Source organism: Flavobacterium resistens, assembly GCF_900182645.1.
Taxonomy (GTDB): Bacteria; Bacteroidota; Bacteroidia; order Flavobacteriales; family Flavobacteriaceae; genus Flavobacterium; species Flavobacterium resistens.
In genome coordinates, this window is sequence record NZ_FXTA01000002.1 from 526,599 (window position 1) to 538,475 (window position 11,877).

Sequence of the window (11,877 nt, forward strand, 5' to 3'; positions counted from 1 at the left end):
CAAAATAAAACTAAGATGAAAAAATTATACATAATCACATTGTTCGTAATTGGAGGTTTTGTATCTCAGGCACAAGAATTAAAATGGTACACTGATGTTAGAGAAGCAATTACAGTAAGTAATAATGTCCATAAACCTATGCTTATGTTTTTTACTGGTAGTGATTGGTGCGGTTGGTGCATACGTTTACAAAATGAAGTTTTGAAAACGCCTGAATTTAAAAAATGGGCTACTGATAATGTGGTTTTGGTTGAATTGGATTATCCAAGAAGAACGCCTCAAACTCCTGAAATAAAAAATCAGAATAACGAATTGCAACAAGCTTTTGGAATCCAGGGATTTCCAACTATTTTTTTCACAAGTGCTGAAACAAAAGACGGAAAAGTAAATTTTAAAGGCCTTGGTCAAACTGGTTACGTTGCTGGTGGTCCAACTGCCTGGCTTACTGTAGCAGATGGAATAGTTAACCCGAAGAAGTCGTAAGATTTAAAAAAATACAAATAAAATTGAAGAGCTCCTTGTGCTAATTTGCACAAGGAGCTTTTTTCTTTAGTAGGAAAGTTTTTATTTAAATTGAAGTACAATTGAGTATTTGATATTTATTTAGGTATAAAAAAACATATTATTTATTTTTTGTATTAATAAAAATTGGAAAATTAAAATAATATGTTAATTTCGTCACTCTATCTAACCAAAACCAATATAGTATGACTAAAAAATTACTTACCCTACTGTTTTTTTTAGGTTCATTTTTTATGCAGGCTCAGAATCTTGTTTGGAAAACAAATATGACAGACGCAATTGCACTTAGTAATGAACAAAGAAAACCAATGTTAATTCTTTTCACTGCCTCAGGTGTACCGGAGAATCTTCAGAATGAAATATTTAAAACACCGGATTTTGCTGTATGGTCCCGTGATAACGTAATTCTCGTTAAGCTTGATTTGTCTGATAACGCTGCGTCTGACGGTGATAAAGAACAAAATCTTAAATTAAAAAATGCTTTTGGTGTTGACGAACTACCTCAGGTTTGTTTTGCCAGTGCATCTATTAGAAAGACAAAAACGACTTTTAGCGCTCTAGGAAAAATATCCTATAAACCTGGCGGGGCAAAAGCATGGATTGCCGAATCTAATGGGATTTTACATCCAAGTGAATAGGCGTAAACAGCATTTAATAGTTTAAAAATTCCCTTTTTACATTGTAGAAAGGGAATTTTTTTATGACACGAGTCAAAAGTTTAATAATTTAGAATGCCTTTTTTTTTCATTTTTGTATTTTTTTAACTTTTAATTAGCAAATTCGATTTTCTTTAATTTTTTTTCATTTTTTTGTTTAGACTTGGGAATTTTAGAAGGATATTATATTACTTTAGTCGAAATTAACCTACTCCTAAAACCCCAAAGATTATGAACAAAAAATTACTTACCCTGCTATTTTTTCTAGGGTCGTTTTTTCTGCATTCACAGGGATTAGTCTGGAAAACTACAATGACTGATGCTGTTGCTGCAAGTATGGAACAAAAAAGACCGCTATTTATATTTTTTACAATTGCGGGCGCACCAACAAAACTTCAAAACGAAATTTTTAATACGCCAGATTTTGTCGTATGGGCTCGTGACAATGTTGTTTTGGTAAAATTGGATTTATCAGATACTACAATATCTGATGCTGAAAAAGAGCAAAATGTAAGTTTAAAATCGGCACTTGGTGTTGTTGAATTGCCACAGGCTTGTTTGACTATAGCTACTGTTCGAAAAACAAAAACAACTTTTAATTTGCTTGGTAGGCTTCCTTACAAACCAATAAGTGCAAAATCATGGATTGCTGAAGCTAATATTATGATGAATCCAGAGTAATAAAACTTATTTTAATTGATAATATCCCTTTTCGGCAGTAGCATGAAAAGGGATATTTTTTTTGCTGCAGGTTTCTTTCCAAATTTTTTGGATTGAATTGGAATTTGAGGCATCGGCAATAATAACTTTTGGATGCATTTCTGAAAGCACGCGTTCTAAGTTTATTTTTGGAGATTGGATGAGTAACAAAATATCGGGTTGCATATTATTTTTATAAATTCCGGAACTGTCTATGATGAATATTTTTTTTCCATTGTAGAACATTACATTTTTAATTGTAGTAATCGATTTTATTTTGCTGAAATTTCCAACCAAATAAGATTTCAAAATATTGTTTTTTGGGTTAGCTAAAAGAAGTTTATTAGTTGTAAATAAATCAACATTTTTTCCTGAAACGATCGTAATCAGCGTTTTTTTCTTTACGTTGTAAACAATCATTTCTTTCTTAGTTTCTGTTTCCTTTTTTGTGTAAATGAAGGAAATTTGAGTTGTAATTATTGCTAGGACAAAGAATACAAATTTTGGATAATCAGGCTTTTTAAGCCAAATAATTGATGTAAATATTAAAAGATAAAAAGTAACTAAGAAGTAAAAATTAAAACTTATGTCAAGTATTACAAAAGATTTTACCGAAGCAACAGCGTGAATAATCTGATTTAAAAGATAAATGCTTTTCTCCAGAATTTGAGCTAAAAATTCTGGTGGAACATCAAAAGCGGCGTATACCATTACGATAATTCCGGCTACCATTACAAATGCTAAAACAGGAATGATGGCAATATTTGTAATGAAAAACAAACCAGGAAATTGGTGAAAATAATATAAACATAAAGGGAAAGCTCCTATTTGAGCAGCAAATGATACGGTCAGGGCATCCCATATATAAAGTGTTATTTTATTTTTCGGACTCCAGATTTTCTTTAATAGTGGTTGCAGCCAAAGAATAAAAAATAAAGCGATATAGCTTAATTGGAATCCCGCATCAAATAGAAAATAAGGCTCAAAAAGTAAGATCAAAAGCATTGAAACCAAAAGAGTGTGGTAAATATTTCCTGTTCTTCTAAGGTGGTTTCCAACGGCCAGAAAAGAGAACATTACAACTGAGCGCAAAACTGATGGTGATAAACCAGAAATTATTGCAAAAGAACTTAAAGCTGTTAAAACGGAAATTAACTTTATAAACGAACCTTTTCTAGTGTTTGGAATTGGTTTTAATAAAAAATTGATAAGAAGCATAATAAAACCAACATGCAGTCCGGAAACAGATAGTATATGTGTTGCACCAGAATATTGATAATCCTGGATAATATCGGATGAGATTTCTTGTTGCTGTCCTAAAATTAAAGCAAGCGCGACATTCATTTCGGCAGGGTTGAAATGTGCTTTTTCCAAATTTCGAATAATACGTTGATGCAGGAAATCTGAATAATACCAAATGTCTTTGGTGATTTCTCTATTTATTTTTATTTCGGATTTATTGATATAAACCTGTGCATAAATTTGGCGATCGGCTAAATACTTGTCATAATTAAACTGATTTGGGTTTTTATTTGAATTGTTACGTTTTAAAGTTGTTTTTACTTTAATCTGATTGCCAATTAAAATGCGATTAGTTGTGCTGTCTTTTGCAATGTTGACAATGATTTTGCCAGTTTGTATTTTCCCATTTACAGAATGCATTATTGCAGTACAGCGATCGCTATATAAATTGCTTTTTAGTTTTTCGCGGATTGTAAATGTAATTTGACACGGATTTTCAAAAGCTTTTTTGCAATGAATATAATTTGATTTTTGAAGTGAATCTGTGTGTGCGAGTAAGCTGATTCCGCCGATGAAAAACGAAATAAAATAAGCGCTTATGCCAAATAGAGAAATGGATAGTTTGTGTTTTTTGCTTAAAAAATATAAAATCAGAAAAATAACGAAACCAAAAATCACTGCTATAATTGAAAAGAGCATTGTGATCTGTTGATAATAAAAAAATAAAATACCGAGAAGAAACCAAATGGTAATTCTGACTAAGGGAAAATCAAATACTTTCATGTTCTAAAAGTATTAAAATTTTGTAAGAAAAAGAATATAATTTATTATTCTATAATTCGATTGATTTGAGCAAAAGAATTTTGATAATAAGGTTCCTTTGTAGAAGAAATAATCACGCCTTTTGAAGTAGAGGAATGTATGAATTTAATTTCGTTTGAATTTATTTCTGTGATTAATCCAACGTGATTTATCTGTTTGCTTTTGTTGGTTTTAAAGAAAATCAAATCACCTTTTTGAGCGTCTTTTAGCGGAATAACAATGCCTATTTTTGATTGTTCGAACGAGCTTCTAGGTAATTTAATGTTTTCAGATTCAAAAGTAGTATAAACAAGTCCGGAACAGTCAAAACCATTTTTAGTAGTCCCGCCTGCTTTATATTTTACGCCAATATTTTCTGATGCAGTTTCGATCAAATGATTGACAATATATTTGTTTTCTCGTTTTTCCTCTTTTTTGCTGACTGCAGCCGAAGAAGATTTACAAGAGACAAAAGTGATTGCTAAAAGCAGTAAAACAATTATTTTTTTCAAAATCAAAAAGTTTAAGCTTGCTTTAAGTCGGCGACAATAAGTTTTGCTGTTTTTTTGCTGGCACCAACTCCGCCAAGTTTTTGTTCCAAAATATCATAGTTCTTCAATAATTTTTCGCGGTAAGCAGGTTCTAATAATTTTTGAAGTTCTTCTTTGATTCGTTTTGTGTTACATTCACTTTGAATCAATTCGGTTACAACTTCTTGATCCATAATTAAATTAACAAGCGAAATGTATTTTAAAGTGATAATGCGTTTTGCAATTTGATACGAAATGGCACTTCCTTTATAACATACAACTTCGGGAACTTTAAAAAGAGCTGTTTCTAAAGTTGCTGTTCCAGAAGTAACTAATGCAGCAGTAGATGAACGAAGCAAATCGTAAGTTTTGTTCGAAACAAATGCAATGTTTTTATTTTTTATAAACTGCTGATAAAATTCGTAATCCTGACTTGGAGCGCCGGCAATTACAAATTCATAATCCTGAAAATCATCTACAACGCTCAACATTACGCTCAGCATTTTTGTGATTTCCTGTTTACGGCTTCCCGGCAAAACGGCAATAATTGGTTTTTCGCCTAATTGATTTTCTTTTCTAAATGTTGCTTCATCAAAAGCAGGTTGGTTCTGGATTGCATCAATTAATGGATGCCCAACAAAATCAACGGGAAAATGATGTTTGTCTTCATAAAAACTTTTTTCGAAAGGAAGAATCACAAACATCTTATCGACATCTTGCTTAATTGCCGTAATTCTATTTTCTTTCCAAGCCCAAATTTGCGGTGAAATATAATAGTGCGTTTTGTAATTTAAAGCTTTCGCCCATTTTGCAATACGCATATTGAAACCTGGATAATCAATAAAAATTAATACATCTGGCTTGAATTCAGAAATGTCTTTTTTGCAGATTTTAATATTATTCAAGATTGTTTTCAAGTTAAAAACAACTTCAACAAAACCCATAAAAGCTAAGTCACGATAGTGTTTTACTAAGGTTCCACCCGCTTTCTGCATTAAATCACCACCCCAAAATCTGATTTCAGCCTGTGGATCTTCCTCATACAAAGCTTTCATTAAGTTCGAACCATGTAAATCTCCAGAAGCTTCACCAGCTATTATGTAATATTTCATATTGAGTTTTTTAAAAATGTGCAGTAATTTAAAAGCACAGCATTTTTTTGCAGAACAAAGATAAGATTTAAATAAACAAAGTCGAAATTGCTAAGAAAATCACAGCAAAAACAACACCTCTGGCCATTAATTCTTTGTTTCTTTTTAACAGAAATAAGAATAAAAGAAGATCTAAAACGGTTCCTAAAGTGATTACTTTTCCTAAATATCCGTATTGTTTTATGGTTTGAATCCCATTTGAAAGATCAAAAGAGGTAAATAATTTAATGAAAAGATAACTTCCTATAAGCGAAGTGATAATTCCGATAATAAAACCAATCAGCATGTCTAATTTATTCATTTAATTTCCATGTATTAAGTTGTTGCATTGAATGATGGGCCGTTAAATCGAATTGAACGGGAACTACAGAAATATAGCCATTTTCCAACGCCCATTCATCTGTATCTTCGCCTTTGTCTTCGTTTGTGAATTTTCCGGTCAGCCAGTAATAATCTTTTCCAAAAGGAGTTTGTCGCTTGTCAAATTTCTGTGCATAATAGGCTTTCGCCTGACGACAAATTTTAATTCCTTTTATTTCGTTTTCTTTTAATTTCGGAAAATTTACATTTAAAACGACGCCTGTGGGTAATTTATTGGCAAGCGTCTCAAGAACTATTTTTTTAACGAAGGATTTTACGGGTTCAAAATCGGCATTCCAGTCAAAGTCTAATAGAGAAAAACCTATTGCCTGAATTCCTTCAATCCCAGCTTCGACAGCGGCGCTCATTGTTCCGGAATAAATTACATTGATCGAAGAGTTTGAGCCGTGATTTATTCCCGAAACGCAAAGGTCTGGTTTTCTTTTCAAAATTTCATTTACGGCTAGTTTTACGCAATCTACGGGAGTTCCAGAACAGCTGTATTCCGTTATAGAATCATCATCTTTAGAAATTTTATCTAAAAACAAAGTGTTGTTGATTGTTATGGCATGCCCCATTGCACTTTGTGGTTTATCAGGTGCAACAACCACAACTTCTCCAATAGTTTCCATAACACTAATCAAGGCTCTGATTCCGGGTGCCAGAATTCCATCGTCATTGGTTACTAATATTAAGGGTTTTTCGTCTTTCATGTTATGGTTGAATTTTTTGTTTTATCAAAATTAAAGCTTCTTTAGGCAAATGTAGTAACAGATTTTGGTAGATTTCTAACAAATAAATAAAAATTCTAAACTAAATCTTAAAGGACTTTTGAACAACAAACAATTTTATATCTTTAACAAAAAATTATAGTGAGCTTGGCTTTGTTGGCACAGTTTTTACCGTAACTTAGATTAAAAAATTTGATGAATGCTATTATTAAGTTTATGAAAAGAAATTATAAAATACTTATAGCCGTATTATGCTTATCTGTTACCCTGTTTGCATTTAAAATAAATGCTGATAAGTCTGAAGATCCGGATCCAAATAGAGACAAAACGCTTTTAGAATTGCTTGCCTTTGTTATTGAAAAAGGACACTATAGTCCGGCTGAGATAAATGATGAATTTTCTAAAGGAATTTTTAAAGATTATATTGATGCACTGGATCCTTCAAAAAGGTTTTTCCTGCAATCAGATATTGATGAATTTAAGCAGTACGAATTACAGCTTGATGACCAGTTTTTAAACAAAGATCTTACGTTTTTTAATCTTACTTATACAAGATTGATGAAACGTATGGAAGAAAGTAAAAAACGTTACAAAACAATTTTAGCACAGCCTTTCAACTATAATGTTGACGAGACTTTTAATGCCGATTATGAGCATCTTCCTTACGCTAAAAATCTAACTGAAATCAATGAAAGATGGAGAAAACAGATTAAATTATCTACACTTTCTTCATTGGTTACAAAACAAAAATTAGAAGATGATAAAAAGAAAGCAGATCCTGCTTATAAAGAAAAATCATTTGAGACTTTAGAGAAAGAAACTCGTGAGAGTTCTTTAAAATCGTTAGATGATAATTTTAGTTTGATTAAAGATTTGAATAAAGGAGATTGGTTTTCTGTTTACGTAAATTCAATCATGACTCGTTTTGATCCTCATACAAGTTATTTTGCTCCTGAAGAAAAAGATCGTTTTGATGTTAATATCAGCGGAAAATTAGAAGGAATTGGAGCTCGTTTAACTAAGAAAAATGATTTCACTCAAATTGATGAGCTAATTTCTGGCGGACCAGCATGGAAAGGAAAACAACTTGAAGCAGGTGATATGATTTTGAAAGTGGCACAAGGAAACGAAGAGCCAGTAGATGTTGTAGGAATGCGTCTTGATGATGTTGTGAAAAAAATTAAAGGTCACAAAGGGACTGAAGTAAAACTTACAGTTAAAAAAGTTGACGGTACTATTAAAGTAATTTCAATTATCAGAGATGTTGTTGAAATTGAAGAAACATATGCTAAATCTAGTATTGTTGAAAGAAACGGACTGAAATACGGTGTAATTTATTTACCAAAATTCTATATTGATTTTGAAAATAAAGATGGCCGTGACGCCGGAAAAGATATTGCACTTGAAGTAGAAAGACTGAAAAAAGAAGATATCAACGGTATTGTTCTTGACGTTCGTGATGACGGAGGAGGATCTCTTTCTACAGTTGTTGATATTGCTGGTTTATTCATTGAAGAAGGACCAATTGTACAGGTAAAATCTGCTGGAAAAAAGAAAGAAGTTTTATACGATAAAGATAAAAAAATCGAGTGGGACGGACCATTAGTAATTATGGTGAACAGTTTCTCAGCTTCGGCTTCAGAGATTTTGGCTGCTGCAATTCAGGATTACAAACGTGGAGTTATCATTGGAAGTAAACAAACTTACGGAAAAGGAACAGTGCAAAATGTTCTTGATTTGAATCAGTTTGTTCGTAATGCAAATTATGGTGATCTTGGAGCTTTGAAAATTACAGGGCAAAAATTCTACAGAATCAACGGTGGCTCAACTCAGTTAGAAGGTGTTCACAGTGATGTTGTGATGCCAGATCGTTACGCTTATTTAAAAATGGGTGAGCGCGATATTGATAACGCAATGCCTTGGGACAAAATTGATCCAGCTGATTATAGTACTTGGACTTCTAACGAGAAATTCAATCAGGCAATCAATAACAGCCGTAACAGAATCGCTAATAATGATCAATTCAAATTAATTGAAGACAATGCAAAATGGATTGATATTAAAAATAAAGAGAACACTTATAGTTTAAATATTAAAAACTTTAAAGCGACTCAGGAACAAGTTGAAAGTGAAGGTAAAAAATACAAACCAATTGCTGATTATAAAAACAATCTGGTTTTTAGATCATTACCTTATGAGGAGCTTGAAATGAATAATGATGCTACATTAAAAGAAAAAAGAGAGGCTTGGCACCAGGCATTAGCTAAAGATGTTTATGTAGAAGAGGCTTTGAATGTTTTAGATGATTTGCAAACTAAAAGTTATGTAAAAAATACAGTTACTCCAAAAATGAAAAAGGATAAACTGGTAAAATCTTAGTTCGTTAAAGAATTAATTTGTTATTAAAATGCTCCATAGATGTACTATTTATGGAGCATTTTTTTGTAAGTTTATTTCGTAATAAAATAAAAGATGAAGAATTATATTGTTTTAGGTTTGATCGGGTTGGTATTGTTTTCTTGTAAAAAAGAGAATTCAGAAAGAGTAGAAGAGTTGCCAGAAAAACCGACACCTTTTACTTCGGCTTCGACGCAAAACACTACAGATTCTTTGTATACTGTTTCCTATTTGCCAACTTCAACCACAGGGCAAATTGTAAAGCATAAATATTATACGCTTTCTTATAATGAAAAATTCGAACAGGCAGAATGGGTTGCGTACGAATTAAAAAAGGAATATTTAAAAAATAATGAATACAAGCGTCCTTATTTTATTGAAGATCCAAAAGTAACAACGGGTTCTGCAGATTGGAGAAATTATAAAAAATCAGGTTATGATAAAGGGCATCTTTGTCCTGCCGGCGATATGGAATTCAATAAAGATGCTTATAATGATACTTTTTATACCTCTAATATTTCTCCTCAAAAACACGATTTCAATAGCGGAATTTGGAACAGAATAGAACAAAAAACACGTTATTGGGCCGGAAAGTACAATGATATTTATGTAGTAACGGGAGGAATTCTGAAAGATTCAGACAAAAAAATAGGGACAGAAAATGTTGCTGTCCCTAAATATTTTTATAAAATCGTTCTGACCAAATCTGGGAAAGAACATAAAGTAATTGCTTTTTTGGTTCCGAATGAAGACAGTGACAAGTCTATTTATGATTTCGTTGTTCCGATTGAAACTTTAGAAAAAATGACTGGAATTGATTTCTTTCCGAATTTGAAAAACTTAAAAAGCAGTAAGGACTTTTAATTCTTGAATAGTCTGAGTTGGATTTTCGGCTTTAAAAACAAAGCTTCCTGCAACTAAAACATCAGCTCCGGCTTCTACTAATTGTTTTGCATTTTTGCTGGTAACTCCGCCGTCAATTTCAATTAAAGTTGAAGCATTTTTACGAGTGATCAAAGCTTTTAGTTTTTGCACCTTAGTATAAGTGTTTTCAATAAATGATTGTCCACCAAAACCTGGATTTACACTCATTACTAAAACCAAATCGATATCGTTTATCACATCTTCCAATAAGTCGACGTTAGTATGAGGATTGATCGCAACTCCAGCTTTCATTCCTTCTGCTTTAATGGCTTGAAGTGTTCTGTGCAGATGTGTACAAGCCTCATAATGCACTGTTAAGATGTTGGCTCCTAAGTCGGCAAAAGTTTTAATATAACGATCCGGATCAATAATCATTAAATGTACATCGATTGTTTTTTTGGCGTGTTTCGAAATTGCTTCTAAAACGGGCATTCCAAAAGAGATATTCGGAACAAAAACTCCATCCATGATATCGATATGAAACCAGTCAGCCTGACTGTTGTTTATCATTTCGACATCACGTTGCAGATTTGCAAAATCGGCAGCAAGAACTGAAGGAGCTATAAGTGTATTTTTCATTGTGTAGTAGTGTTTTATGCAAAGATAAATTTTTTATGCACTGCATGGTAATTTAACCGCAAAGCACGCAAAGATTTTTGGTTTATAAGGTTCTTAAAAAAACGCAAAGTTCGCAAAGCTTTGTGTGCTTAAAAAAAACAATAAAAAAACAATAAAAAAACTTGGCGAACTTTGCGTAAATCTTTGCGTGCTTTGTGGTTAAATTTTAAAAATGCAAAATAAAAAACTCCGGTAATCAGCCGGAGTTTCAATCATCAATCAAAAAACGAACAGTCAATCAAACTGTTGTTTGCTTTACAAGGTTTCATGTTTTCATGTTTCAAGTTACAAAAACAACCTGAAACTTTAAAACCTGAAACAAATATTGTTTATCCTAAATAAGTTTTAAGGATTTTACTTCTAGAAGTATGTTTCAATCTACGGATTGCTTTTTCTTTAATCTGACGAACACGCTCACGAGTTAAGTCGAAAGTTTCTCCAATTTCCTCAAGAGTCATTGGGTGTTGATCGCCAAGACCAAAATATAAACGAACTACATCAGCCTCTCTTGGAGTTAATGTTTCTAATGAACGCTCGATTTCAGTACGTAATGATTCGTGAATTAATTCTCTGTCTGGGTTTGGAGATTCTCCAGAGCGTAAAACGTCATAAAGGTTAGAATCTTCACCTTCAACAAGAGGTGCATCCATAGATAAGTGACGACCAGAGTTTTTCATAGACTCTTTTACGTCATTTACAGTCATGTCAAGTTCTTTTGCAATTTCCTCAGCAGAAGGTGGGCGCTCATTAGATTGCTCTAATAATGCGTACATTTTGTTGATTTTATTGATAGAACCAATTTTGTTCAAAGGTAAACGAACGATACGAGATTGTTCTGCCAACGCCTGAAGGATCGATTGACGAATCCACCAAACTGCGTAAGAGATAAATTTGAAACCACGAGTTTCATCAAAACGTTGTGCAGCTTTGATAAGACCTAAGTTTCCTTCGTTAATTAAGTCAGGAAGAGTTAATCCTTGATTTTGATATTGTTTAGCAACCGATACAACGAAACGTAGGTTGGCTTTTGTTAATTTTTCTAATGCTCTTTGATCACCCGCCTTAATTCTTTGTGCTAATTCTACCTCTTCATCAGCGGTAATTAGGTCAACTTTTCCGATTTCTTGTAGATATTTATCTAACGATGCAGTTTCACGATTGGTTACCTGCTTGGTGATTTTAAGTTGTCTCATGTTTTTGTCTCCTCAATTTTTAAGTGTACAAGTAGTTATACGTATGAAGTGTC

At 32.5% G+C, this 11,877-nt stretch carries 12 protein-coding genes; 5 read left to right on the plus strand and 7 right to left on the minus strand.

What is annotated here, in order from left to right; genetic code table 11:
• Positions 1-15: 15 nt before the first annotated feature.
• The 3 genes from FN795_RS08390 (at position 16) to FN795_RS08400 (ending at position 1,859) form a co-directional block, all read left to right on the plus strand.
• A complete protein-coding gene (locus FN795_RS08390) occupies positions 16-483 on the plus strand; it encodes a thioredoxin family protein (RefSeq protein WP_035645789.1) in 468 nt (155 codons plus the stop codon).
• A 224-nt stretch (positions 484-707) separates the two neighbouring features.
• Complete coding sequence (locus tag FN795_RS08395) at positions 708-1,160, plus strand: thioredoxin domain-containing protein (protein WP_035645787.1); 453 nt, start codon at positions 708-710, stop codon at positions 1,158-1,160.
• Between the two features lie 249 nt (positions 1,161-1,409).
• Complete coding sequence (locus tag FN795_RS08400; protein ID WP_142450209.1) at positions 1,410-1,859, plus strand: thioredoxin domain-containing protein; 450 nt, start codon at positions 1,410-1,412, stop codon at positions 1,857-1,859.
• Between the two features lie 6 nt (positions 1,860-1,865).
• Here FN795_RS08400 and FN795_RS08405 read toward each other — a convergent pair whose 3' ends face one another.
• The 5 genes from FN795_RS08405 to surE all read right to left on the minus strand — a co-directional run bounded on the left by FN795_RS08405 (position 1,866) and on the right by surE (position 6,674).
• Complete coding sequence (locus tag FN795_RS08405; protein WP_317131761.1) at positions 1,866-3,818, minus strand: ComEC/Rec2 family competence protein; 1,953 nt, start codon at positions 3,816-3,818, stop codon at positions 1,866-1,868.
• Between the two features lie 128 nt (positions 3,819-3,946).
• Positions 3,947-4,432, minus strand: a complete 486-nt coding sequence (locus FN795_RS08410; RefSeq protein WP_142450211.1) for a C40 family peptidase — start codon at positions 4,430-4,432, stop codon at positions 3,947-3,949.
• An 11-nt stretch (positions 4,433-4,443) separates the two neighbouring features.
• Positions 4,444-5,562 carry a lipid-A-disaccharide synthase gene (gene lpxB, locus FN795_RS08415; protein WP_142450212.1) on the minus strand — a complete coding sequence of 373 codons (1,119 nt, stop codon included), beginning with the start codon at positions 5,560-5,562 and terminating at the stop codon, positions 4,444-4,446.
• 67 nt (positions 5,563-5,629) lie between these two features.
• Positions 5,630-5,902, minus strand: coding sequence for a hypothetical protein (locus tag FN795_RS08420; RefSeq protein ID WP_142450213.1), 273 nt, complete (start codon positions 5,900-5,902; stop codon positions 5,630-5,632).
• A complete protein-coding gene (surE, locus tag FN795_RS08425) occupies positions 5,895-6,674 on the minus strand; it encodes a 5'/3'-nucleotidase SurE (protein WP_142450214.1) in 780 nt (259 codons plus the stop codon). The genes FN795_RS08420 and surE overlap by 8 nt, the downstream gene beginning before the upstream one ends.
• A 213-nt stretch (positions 6,675-6,887) precedes the next feature.
• Between surE and FN795_RS08430 the strand changes: the two genes are divergently transcribed.
• Entirely contained in the window at positions 6,888-9,071 is a 2,184-nt protein-coding gene (locus FN795_RS08430; RefSeq protein WP_142450215.1) for a carboxy terminal-processing peptidase, read from the plus strand.
• Between the two features lie 93 nt (positions 9,072-9,164).
• Entirely contained in the window at positions 9,165-9,953 is a 789-nt protein-coding gene (locus tag FN795_RS08435) for a DNA/RNA non-specific endonuclease (protein WP_142450216.1), read from the plus strand.
• On the opposite strand, the gene rpe is transcribed toward FN795_RS08435, so the two are convergent.
• Both rpe and FN795_RS08445 read right to left on the minus strand, forming a co-directional pair.
• Positions 9,930-10,592, minus strand: coding sequence for a ribulose-phosphate 3-epimerase (gene rpe, locus FN795_RS08440; protein ID WP_142450217.1), 663 nt, complete (start codon positions 10,590-10,592; stop codon positions 9,930-9,932). The genes FN795_RS08435 and rpe overlap by 24 nt on opposite strands.
• Before the next feature lie 368 nt (positions 10,593-10,960).
• A complete protein-coding gene (locus FN795_RS08445) occupies positions 10,961-11,824 on the minus strand; it encodes a sigma-70 family RNA polymerase sigma factor (protein ID WP_007804760.1) in 864 nt (287 codons plus the stop codon).
• Positions 11,825-11,877: the final 53 nt, after the last annotated feature.

Excerpts from the sequence above, each read along its gene's own strand:
- FN795_RS08390 (WP_035645789.1), top strand. The coding sequence starts at position 16 with ATGAAAAAATTATACATAATCACATTGTTCGTAATTGGAGGTTTTGTA.
- FN795_RS08395 (WP_035645787.1), top strand. The coding sequence starts at position 708 with ATGACTAAAAAATTACTTACCCTACTGTTTTTTTTAGGTTCATTTTTT.
- FN795_RS08400 (WP_142450209.1), top strand. The coding sequence starts at position 1,410 with ATGAACAAAAAATTACTTACCCTGCTATTTTTTCTAGGGTCGTTTTTT.
- FN795_RS08405 (WP_317131761.1), bottom strand. The coding sequence starts at position 3,818 with ATGCTCTTTTCAATTATAGCAGTGATTTTTGGTTTCGTTATTTTTCTG.
- lpxB (WP_142450212.1), bottom strand. The coding sequence starts at position 5,562 with ATGAAATATTACATAATAGCTGGTGAAGCTTCTGGAGATTTACATGGT.
- FN795_RS08420 (WP_142450213.1), bottom strand. The coding sequence starts at position 5,902 with ATGAATAAATTAGACATGCTGATTGGTTTTATTATCGGAATTATCACT.
- surE (WP_142450214.1), bottom strand. The coding sequence starts at position 6,674 with ATGAAAGACGAAAAACCCTTAATATTAGTAACCAATGACGATGGAATT.
- FN795_RS08430 (WP_142450215.1), top strand. The coding sequence starts at position 6,888 with ATGAATGCTATTATTAAGTTTATGAAAAGAAATTATAAAATACTTATA.
- FN795_RS08435 (WP_142450216.1), top strand. The coding sequence starts at position 9,165 with ATGAAGAATTATATTGTTTTAGGTTTGATCGGGTTGGTATTGTTTTCT.
- rpe (WP_142450217.1), bottom strand. The coding sequence starts at position 10,592 with ATGAAAAATACACTTATAGCTCCTTCAGTTCTTGCTGCCGATTTTGCA.
- FN795_RS08445 (WP_007804760.1), bottom strand. The coding sequence starts at position 11,824 with ATGAGACAACTTAAAATCACCAAGCAGGTAACCAATCGTGAAACTGCA.